The 19,328-nt window shown below is 63.6% G+C and carries 17 protein-coding genes; 9 read left to right on the top strand and 8 right to left on the bottom strand.

Going from position 1 to position 19,328, the window contains the following annotated elements; genetic code table 11:
• The 5 genes from JHL16_RS33760 to JHL16_RS33740 all read right to left on the bottom strand — a co-directional run bounded on the left by JHL16_RS33760 (position 1) and on the right by JHL16_RS33740 (position 5,091).
• Positions 1-1,167 (bottom strand): M24 family metallopeptidase, encoded by a 1,167-nt coding sequence (locus JHL16_RS33760; RefSeq protein ID WP_200189246.1) that lies wholly within the window; start codon positions 1,165-1,167, stop codon positions 1-3.
• Between the two features lie 19 nt (positions 1,168-1,186).
• Positions 1,187-1,996, bottom strand: coding sequence for an ABC transporter permease (locus JHL16_RS33755; RefSeq protein WP_348647318.1), 810 nt, complete (start codon positions 1,994-1,996; stop codon positions 1,187-1,189).
• Between the two features lie 8 nt (positions 1,997-2,004).
• Positions 2,005-2,877, bottom strand: a complete 873-nt coding sequence (locus JHL16_RS33750) for an ABC transporter permease (RefSeq protein WP_200189244.1) — start codon at positions 2,875-2,877, stop codon at positions 2,005-2,007.
• Positions 2,877-3,971 carry an ABC transporter ATP-binding protein gene (locus JHL16_RS33745; RefSeq protein ID WP_200189242.1) on the bottom strand — a complete coding sequence of 365 codons (1,095 nt, stop codon included), beginning with the start codon at positions 3,969-3,971 and terminating at the stop codon, positions 2,877-2,879. The genes JHL16_RS33750 and JHL16_RS33745 overlap by 1 nt, the downstream gene beginning before the upstream one ends.
• Positions 3,972-4,032: 61 nt before the next feature.
• Positions 4,033-5,091 carry an ABC transporter substrate-binding protein gene (locus JHL16_RS33740; protein WP_200189240.1) on the bottom strand — a complete coding sequence of 353 codons (1,059 nt, stop codon included), beginning with the start codon at positions 5,089-5,091 and terminating at the stop codon, positions 4,033-4,035.
• 214 nt (positions 5,092-5,305) lie between these two features.
• Here JHL16_RS33740 and ehuR point away from each other — a divergent pair, with 214 nt between their 5' ends.
• The gene (gene ehuR / locus JHL16_RS33735) at positions 5,306-6,694 is read left to right on the top strand and encodes a MocR-like ectoine utilization transcription factor EhuR (RefSeq protein ID WP_200189238.1); all 1,389 of its coding nucleotides are present in this window, start codon (positions 5,306-5,308) and stop codon (positions 6,692-6,694) included.
• A gap of 87 nt (positions 6,695-6,781) precedes the next feature.
• On the opposite strand, the gene JHL16_RS33730 is transcribed toward ehuR, so the two are convergent.
• Positions 6,782-7,636, bottom strand: coding sequence for a LysR family transcriptional regulator (locus tag JHL16_RS33730; RefSeq protein ID WP_200189236.1), 855 nt, complete (start codon positions 7,634-7,636; stop codon positions 6,782-6,784).
• Positions 7,637-7,740: 104 nt separating this feature from the next.
• Here JHL16_RS33730 and JHL16_RS33725 point away from each other — a divergent pair, with 104 nt between their 5' ends.
• Genes JHL16_RS33725 through JHL16_RS33710 form a run of 4 tightly spaced genes read left to right on the top strand, consistent with a single transcriptional unit; the run spans position 7,741 to position 10,321 of the window.
• Positions 7,741-8,259 carry a flavin reductase family protein gene (locus JHL16_RS33725; protein WP_200189234.1) on the top strand — a complete coding sequence of 173 codons (519 nt, stop codon included), beginning with the start codon at positions 7,741-7,743 and terminating at the stop codon, positions 8,257-8,259.
• 16 nt (positions 8,260-8,275) lie between these two features.
• On the top strand, positions 8,276-9,316 hold the full coding sequence (locus tag JHL16_RS33720; protein WP_200189232.1) for an LLM class flavin-dependent oxidoreductase: 1,041 nt from the start codon (positions 8,276-8,278) through the stop codon (positions 9,314-9,316).
• A 9-nt stretch (positions 9,317-9,325) separates the two neighbouring features.
• Complete coding sequence (locus JHL16_RS33715) at positions 9,326-9,526, top strand: 4-oxalocrotonate tautomerase (protein ID WP_200189230.1); 201 nt, start codon at positions 9,326-9,328, stop codon at positions 9,524-9,526.
• Positions 9,527-9,538: 12 nt separating this feature from the next.
• The gene (locus JHL16_RS33710; RefSeq protein WP_200189228.1) at positions 9,539-10,321 is read left to right on the top strand and encodes an alpha/beta fold hydrolase; all 783 of its coding nucleotides are present in this window, start codon (positions 9,539-9,541) and stop codon (positions 10,319-10,321) included.
• Here the strand turns inward: JHL16_RS33710 and JHL16_RS33705 are convergent.
• Positions 10,313-10,984 carry an adenylate/guanylate cyclase domain-containing protein gene (locus tag JHL16_RS33705; protein WP_200189227.1) on the bottom strand — a complete coding sequence of 224 codons (672 nt, stop codon included), beginning with the start codon at positions 10,982-10,984 and terminating at the stop codon, positions 10,313-10,315. The genes JHL16_RS33710 and JHL16_RS33705 overlap by 9 nt on opposite strands.
• A gap of 178 nt (positions 10,985-11,162) precedes the next feature.
• Between JHL16_RS33705 and JHL16_RS33700 the strand changes: the two genes are divergently transcribed.
• The 4 genes from JHL16_RS33700 (at position 11,163) to JHL16_RS33685 (ending at position 17,826) form a co-directional block, all read left to right on the top strand.
• Positions 11,163-11,882 carry a response regulator gene (locus JHL16_RS33700; RefSeq protein ID WP_200189225.1) on the top strand — a complete coding sequence of 240 codons (720 nt, stop codon included), beginning with the start codon at positions 11,163-11,165 and terminating at the stop codon, positions 11,880-11,882.
• Positions 11,879-13,339 (top strand): ATP-binding protein, encoded by a 1,461-nt coding sequence (locus tag JHL16_RS33695; RefSeq protein ID WP_200189223.1) that lies wholly within the window; start codon positions 11,879-11,881, stop codon positions 13,337-13,339. Before JHL16_RS33700 ends, JHL16_RS33695 begins: the two co-directional genes overlap by 4 nt.
• Before the next feature lie 194 nt (positions 13,340-13,533).
• The gene (locus JHL16_RS33690; RefSeq protein ID WP_200189221.1) at positions 13,534-14,697 is read left to right on the top strand and encodes an efflux RND transporter periplasmic adaptor subunit; all 1,164 of its coding nucleotides are present in this window, start codon (positions 13,534-13,536) and stop codon (positions 14,695-14,697) included.
• A 3-nt stretch (positions 14,698-14,700) separates the two neighbouring features.
• Positions 14,701-17,826 (top strand): efflux RND transporter permease subunit, encoded by a 3,126-nt coding sequence (locus tag JHL16_RS33685; protein ID WP_200189220.1) that lies wholly within the window; start codon positions 14,701-14,703, stop codon positions 17,824-17,826.
• On the opposite strand, the gene JHL16_RS33680 is transcribed toward JHL16_RS33685, so the two are convergent.
• Positions 17,821-19,299 (bottom strand): pyridoxal phosphate-dependent decarboxylase family protein, encoded by a 1,479-nt coding sequence (locus tag JHL16_RS33680; RefSeq protein ID WP_200189218.1) that lies wholly within the window; start codon positions 19,297-19,299, stop codon positions 17,821-17,823. The genes JHL16_RS33685 and JHL16_RS33680 overlap by 6 nt on opposite strands.
• Between the last annotated feature and the right edge of the window lie 29 nt (positions 19,300-19,328).

Below are 19,328 nucleotides of genomic sequence, written 5' to 3'. Positions count from 1 at the left end.
TCAGACGCGGATAAGATCGATGTCGCCGGCGCCCGCCAGCATTTCGAGCCCATCTTCCTTCAGAAGATAAGTGCCGCCCTGCACCACACCCAGCTCCTCATCGGGAAGCTCCAGGCAGGAATGCAGGACGAAGACCATGCCGGGTTCGAGCACCCGGTCGAAGCCGCGACTGATCTGCAAGGTCTCGAGCCAGATCGGCGGATAGGCGATGCCGAGCCCATAACCGAAACGCATCATCGCGGCGTGTTCGAGGCCTTCCTTGCGCAAGGGTTCGAGCGAGGCTTCCTCGATCGCATCGACACGCGCCCCGACCTTGGTCGCGGCGAGGCCGGCCTTGAGCGACAGAAGCGCCACGTCATAGAGGTCTGTCGCGCGTTTCGACGGCGTGCCGACACCCAGCGTCTGCAGGGCAGTGGCGTGATAGCGGTTACTGACGCCGGCGAATTCGACATGGACGAGATCGCCCGGCTCGATCGCCTTGGGCCGCGGCGCCGCATGGCCGCCGGCCGAGCGCCAGCCGCTGGCAAGCTCGGTCGGGATCGCCCAATAGTCGCTCCCCGCCCGGCGCATGGCGCCTTCGATCTCGGCAGCAAGCTCGATCTCGCTGATGCCGGCCTTGAGGGTGCGTTTAGCCGCCGTGAGGCCGATCTGCGCGAATTTGCCGGCGGCGCGCAGCATGTCGATCTCGGCCGCCGATTTGACCAGGCGCAGATCGCCGAAAAGGTCGGTTGCATCGGCGAAATCGAAACCGGGCAGCGCCTCTTTCAGCGTGAGCGCCATGCCATGCGGCAGCGCATAGGACTGGAATTCGATGCCGAGCCGGCCGCGGATGAGGCCTTTCTCCTTCAGTACCTTCGTCACGAGGTCGGGCACGCTGTCGGTATGGAGATGATAGGTGCGGATATCGCCAACCCAGGTCGTCTCGCGCGCCAGCGCCAGGTCGACATTGCGCAGGATCAGCGTCGGGGCGTCTTCCTTGGCGGTGAAGATCAGGAATTGCGGGCTGTTGACGCCGACCCAGGTCTCATAGCCGCCGACATAATAGACATTCTCCGGTGCCACCATCAGGCAGGCATCGAGCTTGGCAGCTTTAAGCGCCGCGCGTGCCCGGGCGAAGCGGTCTTTATGTTCGTCGATGGAGAAGACGGCGGATTTGGCGTGCATCATGGCCCCTATGGATGAAGAATCAGGATTTCTGCGCCTTGTCGCCGCGCGCCGAAGCCAGCGCTGCGAGAGCGAGAAGGAAGGTGATGAGGATGAGAATGGTGGAAATGGCGGCGATCGCCGGGCTCACCTGATCGCGCAGCGAGGTGAACATCTTGCGGGTCAGCGTCGAAGAAGGGCCGCGTGACACGAACAGCGCCACCACCACTTCATCGAAGGAGGTGATGAAGGCGAAGAGGGCGGCCGACATCACCGAGGGGCGGATCTGCGGCAAGGTCACCGTCCTGAAGGCCTTGAGCCGCGACGCGCCGAGCGAGCGCGCCACCAGCTCCTGATTGATGTCGAAACGTTGCAGCCCCGCGCTTACCACCACGATGACGAAGGGCAGCGCCAGCACGCTATGCGCCAGCACCAGGCCCGTGAGTGTATTGACGAGATTGAGCCTGGCGAAGAGATAGAACACGCCGATGGCGACGATGATCACCGGCACGATAAGCGGGATGATGAGAAGCGAGCGCACCAGCTTGGCGATGCCCATCTCTGAATATTGCAGGCCGTAAGCCGCGGCGATCCCGAGCGGTGTCGCGACCAGCACGGTCAGCACCGCCGCTTTGAGCGAGATGATCGCCGCCCCCGTCCATTCGGCGCTGTTGAAGAGGCTCTGATACCAGCGCAGCGACAAGGAGCTCGGCGGGAATTCGAGAAACTCCGACGGCGAGAACGACATCGGAATGACGACGAGGATCGGCGCCAGGAGGAAGATCGCCACCGCCAGGCAATAGAGATAGAGCCACAGGCGGCGCAGATGGCTGACGGTCGGATCGGAATCCATGTCCATCATCACGACCTGCCCATCAGCCGGTCGACCGGCACGATCATCTGGATCGCCTTGAAGAGGAGGAGCGTCACGACGAGCAGCACGACGCCCAGCGCGGAAGCGGCGCCCCAGTCGGAATAGATGGTGGCGTTTTCCAGGATCTTCATCGAGACGAGATTGATGCGCCCGCCGCCCAGCACTTGCGGCGTGATGTAGAAGCCGAGGCAATAGATGAAGACGAGCAGGCTGCCGGCGATGACGCCGGGCAGCGACAAAGGCGCGAAGATGGTGAAAAAGGCCTTGCGACGCGGCGCGCCGAGGCTGATCGCGGCGCGCATCAGCCCTGGGTCGATCGAGCGCATGGTGGCATAGAGCGGCAGCACCATGAAGGGCAGCATGATATGCACCATGCCGATCACCACGCCCGACATGTTGTAGACGAGGTTCAACGGCTCATCGATGAGGCCGAGCGACATCAGCGTCGAATTGACGAGGCCCTTGCGCTGCAGCAGGACCAGCCAGGCATAGGTGCGCACCAGAAGCGAGGTCCAGAAGGGCAGCAGCACTACGGTGAGCCCGATGATCGCCGCCCGGCGCGGCAATTGCGACAGGAGATAAGCGAGCGGATAACCCAGCACCACGGTCAGCACGGTGACCAGGAAGCTCGACAGGAAGGTGACGCGGAAGATCTCGAAATAGGCGTCGTTCTGCCAGAGCCGGGCATAGTGGCTGAGCGTGAAGCCGTCTTTGTCGATAAAGGACAGGAAAAACAGCCAGCCCACCGGAATGAGGAGCACGACAAACACGAGCAGGAAGGCGGGGCTCGACAAAGCGAGCAGCCGCAGCCGCTCGCGCCGTGCGTCGCCTTCCATCGCCTCTGCCGCATGCGGCGCCATCAGGCGGCCTCTTCCGGCACGATCAGCGTGTCATTGGCATGGAGACCTACTTCCACCGGCTGGTTGCGCTCAGGCAATGCGGCAAGGCTCTGCTGGTCGGTCGGCTGGCGCAGGAACAAGGTCTCACCGCCCTCGAGCCGCACTGACAACAGCACGCTTTCGCCTTGATAGACGATATCATCGAGCGTGCCGGCGAAGCAGTTCCAGCCGGCATCCTCGTCTTTACCGACGAGACGGATCTTCTCCGGCCGCAGCACGATATAGGAGCCGTTGTCCTGGCTCGCGTCTTTGGTCTTCACGGCGCGGCCGCGGAAGGTCGGCCGCTTCTGCCCGGCATCGAGCGGCAGCAGTGTGGCATCGCCGATGAATTCGGCGACGAAGCGGCTCGCCGGCTTTTCATAAAGCGCCTTGGGGGCGCCGATCTGGGCGAAGCGGCCGTGATTGATGACGGCGATGCGGTCCGACATGGTCAGCGCCTCGCGCTGGTCATGTGTCACATAGATGGTGGTGACGCCGAGCGTCTCATGCAGCCGGCGGATCTCGATCTGCATATGCTCGCGCAATTTCTTGTCGAGCGCCGAGAGCGGCTCGTCCATCAGCAGCACGCTCGGCTCGAAGACGACGGCGCGGGCGAGCGCCACACGCTGGCGCTGGCCGCCTGACAGTTGATGTATGGAGCGATCGCCGAAGCCGTCGAGCTTGACCAGCGCCAGCGCCCATCGGACGCGTTCGTCGATCCGGGCCTTGTCGGCGTTGCGCAGCTTCAGCGGATAAGCGACATTCTGCGCCACCGTCATATGCGGGAAGAGCGCGTAATTCTGGAAGACGACGCCGATATTGCGCTTGTGCGGCTCGAGCCGCGTGACGTCGGTGGCGCCGAATTGCAGAAGGCCGGAATCGGGCCGGATGAAACCGGCGATCGCCATCAGCAGCGTCGATTTCCCCGAGCCCGACGGCCCGAGCAATGTCAGGAACTCACCGCCGGCAATGTCGAGATCGAGCGCATCGAGAGCCCGGTAACTCCCATAGGTCTTGACCAGCTGCCTGATCGTGATCGGAACGCCGGCCTTGCCCGTTTGCTTGTCGCTGGTCATGTCTCACCGGAAATTCTCCCTCTCCCGCTTGCGAGCACAAGCGGGAGAGGGAGTTTCGCGTTTACTGATTGATGAATTTCGCCCACCGGTCGCGGGCTTCCTGGCCGTGCTCGCCCCACCAGTCGCCGCGCACGATCGCCTGCTTGGCGGCGTTTTCGGGCGCGGTGTTCAGCGTCTTGGCGAGTTCCGGCGGGATCTTGCCGGTATCGTAGGACTTCGAATTGGCCGGGCCGTAATCGATATATTGCGGGATATTGGCGAGGATCTCGGGCGACACCGCCTTGGCCAGCGCCTTCATGGCCAGATCCTTGTTCTTGACGCCCTTGGGGATCGCCAGGCAGTCGGCGATGAGCAAGCCCTGATTGAAGGTGAACTTGTATTTGGCGCCGGCCTTGATCGCCGCACTGATGCGCCCGTTCCAGGCGCCGATCATGTCGACTTCGCCATCGGCGACGAGTTGGGCTGCTTGTGCGCCCGACGACCACCATACCGAGATATTCGGCTTGATCTTCTCGAGGCTCTTGAAGGCACGGTCGAGATCGAGCGGATAAAGCTTGGCGGGATCGACGCCGTCGGCGAGGAGCGCCGCTTCCAGCACTTCCGCCGGATCGTTGCGTAAGGAGCGCCGGCCGGGGAATTTCTCGACATTCCAGAAATCGGCCCAGCTCTGCGGACCGGCATCGCCGAATTTCTCGGTGCTCCAGCCGATCACGTTGGAATAGTAGTTGAAGGCGATATAGGTCGGCTGCACCACTACGGGATCGAAGCCCTCGGACTTCACGACATTATAGTCGATCGCTTCGAACAGGCCTTCGGTCTGGCCTTGCGCGCAGCCATCGATGGTAAGCTCGGTGATGTCCCACAACACGCTGTTGGCGGTCACCTGGGCGCGCACATCGGCGAGGCCGTTGGTCGAATCCTCGAGGATCGTGATGCCGAGCTCCTTGGCGGTCGGCTGCCAGATCGCTTTCGAGATCGCTTCCTGATAGTTGCCGCCCCAGGACGAGATGGTGATCTGATCGGCGGCGAGCGCCGATGTGGCGAGAAGTGCGCTCACCGCGACGGGCAGCGCGAAGCGCCCGATTTTCCTGGCACGATGACGAGTTAGGCTGGTCGGCATGGTCCACTCCCTCCGTGGTTCTTGGATTTTTGCGGCCCGCCTTTCGGACGTATCCTATAGGCAAGACGTGCAATCGGAAAATAGAGAGCAGGACAATCAGGTCAATTGCTATATTGTACTGCGACATACAGCCCTTGATTTGCTTGGAGTTCTGGACATTGTGTGGCGCAGCGACTAGCTTGGCGAACCCTTCCACCTTCCAGCGGCGCCTATTGTGTGGGTTCCTGATTACAAATCCAAGCCGGGACGTATCTATGTCGCCATCGCCGATGCGATGGCCGACGACGTCACCACCGGCAAATTGCGCCCGGGCGACCGGCTGCCGACCCATCGCGAGCTCGCCTGGCGCCTGCAGCTATCGGTCTCGACCGTCAGCAAGGCCTATGCGCTGGCGGCGCGCCGCCATCTGATCGAGGGCGAGGTCGGGCGCGGTACCTTCATCTCGTCGCGCGCTTCCGATATTTCCCGCCTCGAGCCCAACCGCGCCCAGAGCAACCTCATCGATCTCACCTTCAATTGCCCGGTGCAGTTGCCGGCGCAGGAACAGGCGATGGCGAGCGCGCTGCGGGCGATCGCTGACGGTCCGCGTTTGCCGTTGCTGCTGCCCTATCATCGCGACTGGGTCGGCATGCCGGAGCATCGCGAGGCCGCCGCGCGCTGGCTGAGCGCGCGTGGCACCACCACTTTCGCCGATGATGTCGTCATCGTGAATGGCGGCCAGCAGGGTGTGTCGGTCATCTTGTCGGCTTTGATCGAACCCGGCGAAACCATCGCCGCCGAGGAACTCACCGATCCCGGCATCAAGTTTCTCGCTGCCAACCGGCATCTCACTTTGCGCGGGCTTCCCATCGATGCGGAAGGCCTCATTCCTGAAGCTTTCGAAGCCGCCTGCCGCAGCGGACCTTTGCGCGCCTTGATCTGCTGTCCCAATCATCAGAGCCCGACCTTGGCGGTAATGCCGGTCGAGCGCCGCAAAGCTATCGCAGACATCGCGGTGCGCCACGACGTGCTCGTCATCGAGGACGATGTCTATGGCGGCTTCCTCGAGCACGCTTTGCCCTCGATCGCGAGCTTCGCACCCGAGCAGAGCTATTATGTGACGAGCCTGTCGAAGATCGTCTGTCCGGGCCTGCGCATCGGTTACATCGCGACGCCGCCCGGCCGCGCCAAGGATCTGATCCCGGGCCTCGGCGCCACCACCTGGATGGCTTCATCGCTCTCGGCCGAAATTGCTTATCGCTGGATCGAGGACGGCACCGCCGAAAAGCTGGCACATCTGCAGCGCGATGAATTACGCAAGCGCCAGCTTTTGGCGGCGCAATCGCTCGCCGGCCAGTCTTTCCGTTCGCTGCCGTCAGGATTGCATCTCTGGCTCGATTTGCCCGAAACCTGGCGCGCCGAAAGCTTCGTCGCGCAGATCAGGACACAAGGCGTCGCCGTCACGCCGGCGGAAGCTTTCGTCGTCGGCCACGGCCCCTCGCGCCACGCCATCCGCGTCAGCCTCGGCGGCGCCACCACGTCGCGCGCCGAGCTGCAGAAAGGCCTCGACATCCTCGCCGGCCTGCTCCGCGGCCGCCCCGCCGCATCTTACGTGGTGTTGTAGCGACGCGCTTTCAGTTTCGTCATCCCGGCGAAAGCCGGGACCCATTGAATAAGCTCGAGCGGGCGGCGCTGCCCGCGCTTTACTAATTTATTGGATCCCGACTTTCGTCGGGATGACGATATGATTGCTCAGCTTCCGCTTGAACCCCTCCATGAACTCCCCGAACCACGGCCACGCATCGGTGCGGGCACTGTTGCGGCCGAGATAGATGGTACGGCCGAAGCGCGGTGCGCCGTCGACCTCGAACAGCCTGCCGGCTTCGATCTGCGGGCGCGCCACGCGATAGGGCAGATAGGCCGAGCCGCCGCAGCTCAGAAGGTGATCGAGCGCCTGGGCGCTGCTCGAGAAAGTGACGATCGCCGTCTCGTCGACCGGAAACGCCTCCGCATGCTGACGGCGGAAATCTTCGCCGAGATCGACATAGACATAAAGCGGGTCCCAGCGCATCAAGCCGCGTTTCACCGTGGCGACCTCGACGAACATGTCTTCGCCCACGACGTCAACCGAGAAGGCGCCGGTGGGTGGCGTATAGGAGAAGACGATGTCGACCATCGCGCGTGCCGGCCGATCCTCCACGCTGATGGCGATGGTGCCGCGCGCCCGGCGCAGATCCCTGACCCAGAGCTCGGCGACGCCGGTCCATAATTGCGGGTCTGAGGCGAGCGCCAGGACATCCTCGAAGCCGCGCGGCAGCGAGGTCTCGTAGCGCGCCTGTCGCCACACCTGCATCAGCACCTCGGCATGGCGCAGGAACTTGACGCCGGCCGGCGTCAGCTCGGTCCCGGATTTGTTGCGGTGGAGGAGCTTCTGGCCGATCAGGTTCTCGAGCGCATCGATGCGCGCCGTCACCGTCGACTGGGTGACATTGAGCTTGACCGCGGTCCGGTTGAGATTGCCGGTTTCGACCGCGGCCACGAAGGTCTGAACATGGGTGAGGTTCATAATTCGTATTTTCCGAACTTTCTGGCCAATTTAATTCGTTTTACAGGATATTCTCGGCCGTCGATAGTGGCCCAGTGACCTGAACCGCCGGTGAGACCGCCGCCATGACCTGCAGCCCCGATGATTTTCGTGCCGCCATGCGCCGCTTTCCGTCCGGCGTGGCGATCGTCGCGGCAGGCTCGGCGCCGCACCGCGCCGGCATGACGGCGACGGCGATCTGCTCGCTCTCGGCCGATCCGCCGCAAGTCCTGGCTTGCCTCAACCGCCTGAGCAGCACCTGCCGCGCGGTGGAAGACGCCCGCTTCTTCTCGATCAATCTCCTTGCCACCAGCCAGCTGGCGCTCGCCCGCATCTTTGCCGGCCTCGAAGGGGGCGTCTCGGCCGATCAGAAATTTACCGCGGGCGTGTGGCGCTTGGGCGTCACCGGCGCGCCCATTCTCGAAGACGCGGTGCTGACCTTCGAATGCGCGCTGGTCACGGCGCATCCGGCGAGCACCCACAATATCGTCATCGGCGAGGTCAGGCACATCACCGGCGAAGTTGCCGAGGACGCCTTGATCTATCGCTCGGGCGTCTTCGGCCGCTGGACCGGCCTCGCCGTAACTCAGCCTCATCTCTCCTGAAGCAACGGGATCCATCGTGGAATTCAATCACTTCCTTTCGGCCTATTATCCCGACAAGTCCTATGGCGGCGACCGTCTCTATGCCGACATGATCGAGCAGGCGAAGCTCGCCGAGCGCCTCGGCTATCGGGGTGTCACCATCCCAGAGCATCATCTGATCAACATTCTCCTGGTGCCCGATCCCTTGCAGATGGCAGTGAAGGTCGCCGCGGTGACGAAACATATCGAAGTCGTCACCTCGGTGTCGGTGCTGCCGTTGCACGACATGCGCATCTTCGCCGGCCAGGCGATCCAGGCCGACATCTTATGCGACGGCCGGCTCATCCTCGGTGTCGGGCGCGGTGCATTCGCGTATGAGATGGCGCGCATGGGCGTGCCGATCGAAACCTCGCGCGAGAAATTCGACGAGTCGCTTGATCTGCTGATGGCGCTGTTCGCCCGCGAGGAAGTTGCGTGGGATGGCAAATATTACAAGTTCGATCCGATCACCGTGATGCCACGGCCCGTATCGAAGACGCGGCCGCAGCTGATGGTGGCGGCTTTGGTGCCGGAGGGCATCTATGCCTCGACCAAACGCGGCTTCCACATCCAGACGACGCCGCTCGACGCCACTTTCGAGAAGATGAAGACGCAGGTCGGCGCCTTCCATCGCGGTAAGGCAGAGCTCGGCAAAGAGGGCGAGCATCTGCGCCTCGCTCTGTCGCGCGTCTGCGTTCTCGCCAAGGACGACGCCGATGCCGCGCACAAGACCATGCTCGCTTACGATTATTACAGCCGCTTCAACAATGTCTTCACCGGTCCCGGCATCGTCGAGAACGGCCAGATCGCGCCCCTGCCGCAGAAGCAGACGATCGAGCAATTGTCGCAGAACCTGATCATCTGCACGAAATCCGAAATGGTCGACCGGGTCGCCCAATATGCCGGCCTGGGCATTGACGACTTCATCATGAATGTGAATATCGGCCATACGCAGGGTGAGGCACTCGATGCCATGCAGCGCTTTGCCGAATTCGTCATGCCGCATATACCTAAAGCGAAATCAAACCGCGCAGCTTAAGGACCCGAAATGCCCGTCATTCGAGTTGAGATGTTCAAAGGCCGTACCGTCGATCAGAAGCGTCAGCTGGTGAAGGAGCTGACCGATGCGTTCATCCGCACCTGCGGCGGCACGCCGGAAAGCGTGCAGATCGTCATCACCGATGTCGCCAAGGAGGACTGGGGCGGCGCCGGCATATTGATGTCCGACAAATATCCCGACAAGAAATAGCGCGAAAGCATCATGGCGAAACCGGTCAGATCGGCATTTTCAGTCGAGGGCGAAGGCCCGCCTCTGTTCATGATCCACGGCATCGGCGCGTCGCGCCAGTCCTGGGACGGCCTCGTCAGGCTGCTGCGCGACCGCTTCCGCTGCATCTCCTATGATCTGCGCGGCCATGGCCGCTCGCCGATGGTGCCGGTGCCGTTCGGGCTCGACGATCTGGTCGACGATCTCGAAGCCTTGCGCGCCGAGCTCGGCATCGAGCGGGCGCATTTCATCGGTCATTCGCTGGGCGGCATGATAGGCCCGGCCTATGCGCGCCGTTATCCCCAGCACGTAATATCATTGGGTCTCCTGAGCACCGCGGCTGGCCGCACGGCGGATGACAGCGCCAAAGTCAAAGGCGTCGTCGCGGCGATGGAAGAGAAGGGCATTCCGCCGGTTCTCGAAACGCTGAAAGACCGTTGGTTCACGCCGGAATTCGGACAAAAGCGGCCCGAGGTCATCGCCAACCGCCTCAAGCAGGTGATCGAGACCGACGCCCAAGTCTTCTTGAATGTCTTCCATATCTATGCCGAGACCGAGATGGCGCCCTGGCTTCATGAAGTGAAAAGCCCGTCACTGGTGCTGACCGGCGAGTTCGACGGCGGCTGCCCGCCGCGTCTCAATGAGTTCATCGCCGGTGAGCTCGACAATTCCGAGCTCGTCATCCTTGAAGGTCTGCGCCACGCCATTCTGCTCGAGGCGCCGGAGCGCGTCGCGGGTCCGGTCGGCGCCTTCTTGGGCAGGCACACTTCAGAATAGATCCGCTTTCGCCGTCGCGTGGCGGATTGCGAGCGGCTCGGCGCGGCCATTGAGCGTCACCTCGCGCGTGGCGGCAAAGCGCTCGAGCAATCGCTCACGCGGATCCATCGCCTGGATCAGCCGGTAGAGCCGGTCCGAGATGACGATATCGGCGCCGATAAGCCGCGTCTGTCGTTCGAGGCGGCTGGCGATATTCACCGTGTCGCCGAACACGCTGGCGCCGCCACCATAACCACCGAGCGGCCGGCCGAGCATGACCGGCCCGGCATGGATGCCGACGCCGACCTTGACCGGTTCGAGGCCGTTGCGCTGCCGCCAGTCGTTCCACTGCGCGATCTCGGCATGCAGCGCGAAGCCGCAGCGCAGCGCCTTGAGCGCCTGGATGGCGAGCGGCGCCTCGTGTTTCCACACCGCTAGCACCTCATCGCCGAAATGATCGATGAAGTCGGCGCCTTCCGCGGTGATGGCGCGCCCGGCATGGCGATAGAACTCGCAGAGCAGCAGGAAGACCTCTTCCGGATCCAGCCGCTCGCAATGCTCGGTATAACCCACGACATCGGCGAACAGTGCCACCGCGGCGGTGGCGCGCGGCAGCCTGAGGCCCGGCACGAAGCGGCCATTGGCGGTTGCCTGGGCGGTTTCGGCGGCGGAATGCTGATACATGGTGATGGCCCGATCTGTTGTGTCGGGGGCTATATGGGCGTGGCGCGTCGCCGAAGTTGGGCGCAAAAGGGCCTGATCTGCCTGCATCTGTCACAGTCCCGGCTTCCGCCATAGTTTGATACACTTTTCACGCTAGTGTGAGCTTTACTTCACCCGAGGGGAGTGTAGATCACCCAACATGAACGCGACGCCTCATATCGCGGTCGTCGACGATCACCGCGACATACGCGACCTGGTGGGAAAATATCTCACCCGGCAGGGCTATCGCGTCACCATTGCCGAAAGCGCCCAGGCCTTGCGCCGTCTGCTCGACCGCAGCGCCTTCGATCTCGTCGTGCTCGACATCATGATGCCGGGCGAGGATGGCCTGTCGCTTTGCCGCCACTTGCGCGACACGACCGACATTCCCGTCATCCTCTTGACCGCCATGACCGAGGAGACCGACCGCATCATCGGCCTCGAGCTCGGCGCCGATGATTATCTCGGCAAGCCGTTCAATCCGCGTGAGCTTCTCGCCCGCATCAAGGCCGTGCTGCGCCGTGTCCACAGCCTGCCGCCGCAGCGCGGCCGGGTGAAGACGCAGCAGCTGAAATTCGATCGCTGGCGGCTCGACGGCGCCCGCCGCGAGCTTATCGGCGCCGATGGTGTGGCGGTGGCGCTGTCGACCGCCGAATACCGGCTGCTCTGCGCCTTTCTCGATCATGCCGGCATGGTGCTGACCCGCGACCAGTTGCTCGATCTCACCGTCGGGCGCACCGCGGAGCTGTTCGACCGCAGCATCGACAACCAGGTGTCGCGCCTGCGCAAGAAGATCGAGCTCGATCCCAAGGTGCCGGCGCTCATCAAGACTCATTGGGGCGGCGGCTATTGTTTCTCCGCCGTGGTGGAAGCGGCATGAAGCGTTTCTGGGATATGAGCATCGCCACGCAGTTCGTCTGCCTGGCGATCGTTGCGCTTATTGTTTCGCAGGCGATCGGTCTCCTGTTCTCGCGGGACGAGCGCGACAAGGCGATCCGCGCCGCCTATCGCGAGGAATTGCTGAGCCAGGCCGAGACCGTCGCCCGGCTGATCGAGGCGACCCCGCCGTCGCTTGCCGGCGACATCCTGCACACCAACAACACGCTCAATTCCCGTTTCTGGGTGTCGGAAGGGGAGCCCACCGATGCGGCCGCCTGGCGCCGGGATGCCTGGAGCCGGCTGGTCCAGCCTTTCTCCTCGACCGAGTCGGCCGTGACCGTCGCCAAGTCGCTCGAGGCGGCCTTCCATGAGGATATCAAGAAGATCACGCCCGCGAATTCCGTGTGGATCGCGCCCAATAAGGAAGAGTGGAAATCTCCCCGCATCGTCAAGTTTGTTTGCCTCGATAGTACCAAGCCCGATAAGATCGAGAAGGCCAATGCCATCGGCATGTCGCTCAAGCTCGATGATGATGGCCGCTGGCTCAATATCGCCTTCGCCAAGCCGTGGAAGGAGCAATTCTGGACATTCCATGTCTGGAGCGTCGCCGTCACCGCGGCCCTTCTCGCCATCCTACTCATGATCGCGACCCGCGGCATCACCCGCCCGATGCGCCGCATGGCCGCCGCCGCCGAGGCGCTGGGCCGTGGCGAGACGGTGACGCTTTTGCCCGAAACCGGTCCCTATGACGTCCGTCATACCGCCCAGGCCTTCAACCGCATGCAGGAGCGTCTGCAGCGCTTCATTGCCGACCGCACCCGTTTGCTCGCCGCCATCGGCCATGATCTGCGCACGCCGATCACCTCGCTCAGATTGCGCGCCGAATTCGTCAATGACGACGAGATGCGTGAGAAAATGCTGGCCACGATCGACGAGATGCAGAAGATGACCGAGGCTACGCTTTCCTTCGCCCGGGAAGATTCGGCGGCCGAGGAAACACGGTCCGTCGATTTGACCGCGCTGATCCAGAGCCTCTCCGACGATCTCGCCGATATGGGCCATGACGTCACCTTCAATAACGGCCTGAAGATCAGCTATCGCTGCCGCCCCGATTCGCTGCGCCGCGCCTTGCGCAATCTCGTCGAGAACGCCACGCGTTACGGCAAAAGGGCCCGCATCAGCGTGGCGACGCAGAGCGACGGCATCGATATCGTCATCGAGGATGACGGACCCGGCATCCCCGCCAACATGGCCGAGCAGGTCTTCATGCCGTTCTTCCGCCTCGAGGATTCGCGCAACCAGGAGACCGGCGGCGTCGGCCTCGGCCTCTCCATCGCGCGCAACATCATCCGCAATCACGGCGGCGACATCCGTCTGGTCAATCACGAAGGCGGTCTGCGCGCGATCGTCACCTTGCCGCTGATCGACATGCGCGCGCATCTGCGCGACGCCGCGTGAGTCATCTTTGTCGCGCTCTGTCGCGATGAGGGACTCTGCCACAGGCTGATACATTTTTCCGCTCACTCTCTTAGCCGCGATCTGTTCTATGAGAGACGCGCTCACCCTGTCGGGAATGCGCATTTTTGAGTGAGGAAGAAATGGGTTTGTCCAGTTCATCAGCGCACCCGGCGCCGCGTCGCTCACGGGCACGTGTGATCACGATCACGGTAAGTCTTGCCGCGCTCCTGCTTCTCGGCACCGCCGGTGCCGTCTACCGGACGGAAGGTCAGGCTCAGACGCCTCGGGCCGCACCGCCGCCGGTGCCGGTGGTCACCCGCCTCGCCGAGACACGCGACGTGCCGCATGTCATCGAGTTCGTCGGTACCTTGCAGCCGCTGCAGGCCGTCATCTTGCGTGCCCAGGTCGATGGCATATTGACGGACGTGCTGTTCAAGGAAGGTGATTTCGTCCGCCGCGGCCAGGTCCTGGCGCGGATCGACGATCGTGCTTTGCGCGCGGCACTTGCCGCGGCACAGGCGCAGCTCGCGCGCGATCAGGCGCAATTGCGCGCCGCCGAGCTCGATCTCACCCGCGCCCGCACGCTGCTGCAGAAGAATGCCGGCTCGCAGCAAGTGGTCGATCAGCAGACCGCCGCGGTCGATCAGCTCAAGGCGGCGGTGGCGCTCAACGAAGCCAATGTCGAGGCGGCCCAAGTGAATGTCTCTTATACCGAGATCGTCTCGCCGATCGACGGGCGCATCGGCATGCGCCAGGTCGATCCCGGCAATCTCGTGCGCCAGGCGGACGCCAGCGGCATCGTGTCGATCACCCAGGTCGATCCCTTGTCGGTCGTCTTCGCCGTGCCGCAGCAGGTCTTTGCCGCCATGCGCGATCATGCCGATGAGCCGGGCGGCAAAGCGGTGGAGATCATCGATCGTGCCTCGGCGGCGCAGCTCGCCGAGGGTGAGATCACGTCTTTCGACAATCAGATCGACACGACGACCGGTACCGCGCGCGTGCGCGCCGTCTTCGCCAATGGCGCCGAGAAAATGACGCCCGGCGCTTTCGTGTCGGTCAGGATCGCGACCGGCGTCAGCGCGGACGCCGTCGTGGTGCCGAAGCTCGCGGTGCGGCCCGGTGTCGAGGGCGATTTCGTATATCGGGTAGCCAACGGCCAGGCCGAGCGCGTTCCGGTCACCATCGGCTACAGCAATGACGACCTTGCCGTCGTTGCGACCGGCGTGGCGTCGGGTGATGCGATCGTGATCGACGGCTATTCGCGCCTGAGGCCCGGTGCGACGGTCGCCACGACCGAGGCGCCAAAGCCCGATCAGCCCGCCCGCACCGCGCAGCAGACCATCATTTCGCGGCAGTGACGAATGAGTGATCGTGAAGAAGCGCCAGGCGGCCTGTCGGCCTGGTTCATCCGGCGTCCGGTGGCCACCGCCTTGATGGCTATCGCCACCTTGCTGCTCGGCATTGCCGCCTTTCCCAATCTGGCCGTTTCGCCGTTGCCGGAAGTGGATTTTCCGACCCTCCAGGTCAGCGCGACTCTGCCGGGCGCCAGCCCGGAGACGATGGCGGCGGCGGTGGCGACGCCGCTCGAGACCGCCTTCACCGGCATTGCCGGCATCACCGAGATGACCTCGACCAGCGCACTGGGCTCGACCTCGATCAACATTCAGTTCGTCCTCGAGCGCGACATCGATGTCGCCGCCCAGGAGGTCCAGGCGGCGATCAACAGCGTGGCGGGACGGCTGCCGGGCGACATGCCGAACCTGCCGACCTGGCGCAAGATCAATCCCACCGATTCACCGGTGCTGATCCTGAGCGTCAAGTCGCCGAGCCTGCCTTTGACCGAGCTCAGCGATATCGCCGAGACGCGGCTCGCCCGCCGCATCAGCCTGATCGACGGCGTGGCGCAGGTCACCATTGCCGGCCAGCAGAAGCCGGCAATCCGCATCCAGGCCGAGCCAGACCGTCTGGCGGGATATGGTCTCACCACCGCCGATCTGCGCGCCGCCGTGCAGGGCGCCAATGTCAATCTGGCCAAGGGCGCCGTCTATGGACGCGATACCGTCGCGACGCTCGCCACCAATGACCAGCTCTTCACACCCGAGGCCTACAGCGAGATCGTCGTCGCCTGGCGCAATGGCGCCCCGGTCAAGGTCGGCGATGTGGCGCGGGTGGTGACGGGGCCGGAAGATGCCTATGTCGCCGCCTTTCCGAGCGGCGAGCCGGGCCTGGGGCTCGTCATCATGCGCCAGCCCGGCGCCAATGTCGTCGCCATCGCCGATGCGATCCGCGCCGCGCTGCCACGCCTCACCGCCGATCTGCCGCCCGATATCGAGGTGAAGGTCCTGAACGACCGGACGCGCACCATCAGGTCTTCATTGGAGGAAGTCGAGCTGACGCTGATCGTCACCTTCTTTCTCGTCATCGCCGTCATGGGTTTCTTCCTGCGCCAGGTGGCGGCGACGGCGATCGTCGCCGTGGTTCTCGCCATCTCGGTGGTGGCGAGCTTCGCCGCCATGTATGTATTGGGTTTCAGCCTCAACAATCTCACGCTCGTCGCCCTCATCATCGCCATCGGCTTCGTCGTCGACGACGCGATCGTCGTGGTCGAGAACATCCATCGCCATATGGAGAAGGGCGAGACGGCCGTCACGGCGGCATTGAAAGGTGTCCGCGAGATCGGCTTCACGGTCGTATCGATCACTTTCTCTCTCATCGCCGCCTTCATCCCCATGTTGTTCATGAGCGGCATCATCGGCCGGCTGTTCCGCGAATTTTCGCTGACCGTGACCATCTCGCTGCTGATCTCGGTGGTGGTCTCGCTCACTCTGGCGCCGATGCTGTGCGCGAAATTCATGCGCGCCCCGAAACATGGGAACACCGGCCACAAGCGGCGCGGCCTCGCCGATCGCCTGCTCGATGTCTATGCCGGCGGCCTGCGCTTCTCGCTGCGCCATAAGGGCCTGATGCTGGCGGGCTTCTTCGCCACGGTGGCGGTGACGGGGGCGGGCTATGTTATGATCCCCAAGGGTTTCTTCCCGCTTCAGGACACGGCCTTCATCTTCGGCACGACGATCGCGCCCGAGGACATCTCCTACACCGAGATGCGCAAGAAGCATCTCGCCATCGCCGACATCGTCAAGGCGGATCCGGCCGTCCAGGATTTCAGCATGGCGATCGGCCGCACCGGCGGCAGCGCCTCGCTCGCCAATGGCCGCCTGTGGGTGGTGCTGAAAGACCGCTCCGACCGCGATGTTTCGGCCGAGGGTTTCATCGCCCGCTTGCGCCCGAAGCTCGCCGCCATCACCGGCATCGCCGTTCAGTTCCGTTCAGCCCAGGACATCAATGTCGGTGTCGGCGGCGGCGCCGCGCAGTATAATTATGTCGTGAGTTCCTATGACCAAAGCGAGCTGGCTTTGTGGACCGAGCGCCTGACCCAGGCGATGACCCAATCACCCACCTTCCGCGATGTGCGCCATGACATGCAGCTCGGCGCCCGCATGCAGGCGATCACCATCGACCGCGCCGCTGCGGCGCGCTTCGGCCTCACCGTCGATGCCGTCGACCAGGCGCTGTACGACGCTTTCGGCCAGCGCCAGATCGGTGAATATCAGACGCAGGTCAGCCAGTATAATATCGTGATCGAGGTGGACCCGGCCTATTTCGCCCGTGTGTCGAGCCTGGATTCGATCTTCCTGCGCTCGCCGCAGACCGGCGGCATGGTGCCCTTGTCGGCGGTGGCCAAATTCGAGCCGCAAAGCGCCGGCCCGCTCACCATCATCCGCAGCGCCCAGTCGCCGGCCGCCAATATCTCCTTCAATCTTCCCGCCGATGTCGCGTTGGGCGACGCCTTGACCGCGATCGAGCGGCTGAAAGCCGAGATCGGCATGCCGGCCTCGCTCACCGGCCGCGCCCAGGGCACGGCGCAGGCCTTCGAGCAGTCGCTCGCCAGCCAGCCCTGGCTGGTGCTGGCGGCGCTGATCGCGGTCTATATCATTCTCGGCATTCTCTATGAGAGCTTCTCGACCCCGCTCACCATCCTGTCGACGCTGCCTTCCGCCGGCCTCGGCGCGCTTCTCCTGCTCTGGCTGTGGCAGCTCGATTTCTCGGTGATGGCGCTGATCGGCGTCATTCTGCTCATCGGCATCGTCAAGAAGAACGGCATCCTGATGGTCGATTTCGCCCTTGCCGCCAGGCGCGAGCGCGGCCTCGATGCCGAGACCGCGATCTACGAGGCGGCGCTGGCGCGTTTCCGTCCCATCATCATGACGACGATCGCCGCGATGCTGGCGGCCATTCCGCTGATGCTGGCTTTCGGCACCGGCGCCGAATTACGCCAGCCTCTGGGTGTCGCGGTGGTCGGTGGCCTGGCGGTCAGCCAGCTCCTCACGCTGTTCTCGACGCCCGTCGTCTATGTGGCGCTCGACCGGCTGTTCGCAGGGCGCCGGCCTGAGAGAGTGCCGGCCTTGCAGCGTTTGATGGCCTCATGAGGTGAGCTCGGCGCCGACACGCAGAAGCTCGCTGAGCAAAAGGTCGAGATCGCTCGTGCGGGTGCGGTGATTGCTGATCGCCACCCTGAGACAATGCTGGCCGTTGATCGTCGTGTCGGACAAGGTGGCGATGCCCTGTTCCTGCAGCCTGAGCATGATCTCGATATTGAGCCCCTTGAGCGCGTCGGCGGTCTTCGCCTGTGCCGGCCGGTAGCGGAAGCACAGGATATTGATCGTGGCGGGCGACAGCAGCTCGAGGCGTGGCTCCTGGGCGATGCGCCGGCTCAGATACTGCGCCTGTGCAATGGCCTGATCGATCAGGCGGCCGAATTTCTCGATACCGTGCTCGCGCAGCGCCAGCCAGATCTTGAGCGCCCGGAAACCGCGTGAGGTCTGCAGGCCATATTCATGCAGCCAGGCGCCGGCGGCGAGGCCGCGCGGCATGGTTTCGAGATATTCCGGCGTCACCGCAAAGGCGGCGCGATGCGCTGCCGCGTTCTTGAACAGGACGCAACCCGCCTCGAACGGTGCATGCAGGCCCTTATGCGGATCGAAGGCGAGCGACTGGGCACGCTCGAGACCAGAAACGCGATAGGCATTCTCAGGCGCGATCGCCATCAAGGCGCCGATGCAGCCATCGACATGGAACCAGAGATCTTCCGCCTGGGCGAGGTCGGCGAGCGCGTGAAGATCATCGATGGCGCCGGTATTGACAGTGCCGGCGGTGGCGATGAGACAGGCGGGTTTGAAACCCTTGGCGCGATCCTTGGCGATTGCCTGGCGCAGCGCCGTGATGTCGATCGTGAAATCCTTGTTCGTGGGGATGCGGCGCAGAGCGCGGTTGCCGAGCCCCAAAGTTTCCACCGCCTTGCGATGGCAGCTATGCACCTGGTCCGATGCATAGAAGCGCAACGGCTTTTCGATAGCCGCGATGCCATGCTCGCGGATATCGACGCCGGCTTTGACATTGCGCGCCACGGTGAGCGCCAGGAGATTGGCTTCCGAGCCGCCATTCGTCAGCGTGCCGCTGGCCGAGACCGGAAAGCCCACGATCTCCTTGCACCAATTCACCACCTGCTGGTCGAGAAGGGCGGCGGCGTGATTGCCGCCGCCCAGATTGGAGCCTTGGATCGCGGCGAGAAAATCGCCGAGCGCGCCGGTGTAATTGCCGGCGCCCATATACCAGGACCAGAAGCGCGGATGATTGTTGCCCATCGGATAGGGCATCAGTTTCTCCGTCACATCGCGATAGATGCGATCGAGTTCTTGGGGCTTGCGCGGCATCGGACCGGTGAAGAACGCCTTCACATCCTCCGGCATCGGGCGCCAGGAGGGGCGCTCGTGGATGTCGCGCAGATAAGCAACCGAATCATCGACGATGCGGTGCGACAGAGCCTTGAGCGTCGCCCAGTCTTCAGGGTCGAGCGTCTCCTCTCGGCGCGCCGTCGCAGCTGCGTTGCGCATGAGTCTCATCTTCTTTTCCTTCCGCGCAACGCGCTCTT

Origin of the sequence: Taklimakanibacter albus (genome assembly GCF_016595235.1) — a bacterium.
Lineage (GTDB): Bacteria > Pseudomonadota > Alphaproteobacteria > Rhizobiales > Aestuariivirgaceae > Taklimakanibacter > Taklimakanibacter albus.
Note: the sequence above shows the minus strand (reverse complement) of the source record. Positions and strands in the feature narration are given on the sequence as shown.

What these genes read in the sequence shown, in the direction of transcription:
- JHL16_RS33760 (WP_200189246.1), bottom strand. Translation starts at nt 1,167, where the DNA reads ATGATGCACGCCAAATCCGCCGTCTTCTCCATCGACGAACATAAAGAC.
- JHL16_RS33755 (WP_348647318.1), bottom strand. Translation starts at nt 1,996, where the DNA reads ATGGATTCCGATCCGACCGTCAGCCATCTGCGCCGCCTGTGGCTCTAT.
- JHL16_RS33750 (WP_200189244.1), bottom strand. Translation starts at nt 2,877, where the DNA reads ATGGCGCCGCATGCGGCAGAGGCGATGGAAGGCGACGCACGGCGCGAG.
- JHL16_RS33745 (WP_200189242.1), bottom strand. Translation starts at nt 3,971, where the DNA reads ATGACCAGCGACAAGCAAACGGGCAAGGCCGGCGTTCCGATCACGATC.
- JHL16_RS33740 (WP_200189240.1), bottom strand. Translation starts at nt 5,091, where the DNA reads ATGCCGACCAGCCTAACTCGTCATCGTGCCAGGAAAATCGGGCGCTTC.
- JHL16_RS33730 (WP_200189236.1), bottom strand. Translation starts at nt 7,636, where the DNA reads ATGAACCTCACCCATGTTCAGACCTTCGTGGCCGCGGTCGAAACCGGC.
- JHL16_RS33725 (WP_200189234.1), top strand. Translation starts at nt 7,741, where the DNA reads ATGACCTGCAGCCCCGATGATTTTCGTGCCGCCATGCGCCGCTTTCCG.
- JHL16_RS33715 (WP_200189230.1), top strand. Translation starts at nt 9,326, where the DNA reads ATGCCCGTCATTCGAGTTGAGATGTTCAAAGGCCGTACCGTCGATCAG.
- JHL16_RS33710 (WP_200189228.1), top strand. Translation starts at nt 9,539, where the DNA reads ATGGCGAAACCGGTCAGATCGGCATTTTCAGTCGAGGGCGAAGGCCCG.
- JHL16_RS33705 (WP_200189227.1), bottom strand. Translation starts at nt 10,984, where the DNA reads ATGTATCAGCATTCCGCCGCCGAAACCGCCCAGGCAACCGCCAATGGC.
- JHL16_RS33700 (WP_200189225.1), top strand. Translation starts at nt 11,163, where the DNA reads ATGAACGCGACGCCTCATATCGCGGTCGTCGACGATCACCGCGACATA.
- JHL16_RS33695 (WP_200189223.1), top strand. Translation starts at nt 11,879, where the DNA reads ATGAAGCGTTTCTGGGATATGAGCATCGCCACGCAGTTCGTCTGCCTG.
- JHL16_RS33685 (WP_200189220.1), top strand. Translation starts at nt 14,701, where the DNA reads ATGAGTGATCGTGAAGAAGCGCCAGGCGGCCTGTCGGCCTGGTTCATC.
- JHL16_RS33680 (WP_200189218.1), bottom strand. Translation starts at nt 19,299, where the DNA reads ATGAGACTCATGCGCAACGCAGCTGCGACGGCGCGCCGAGAGGAGACG.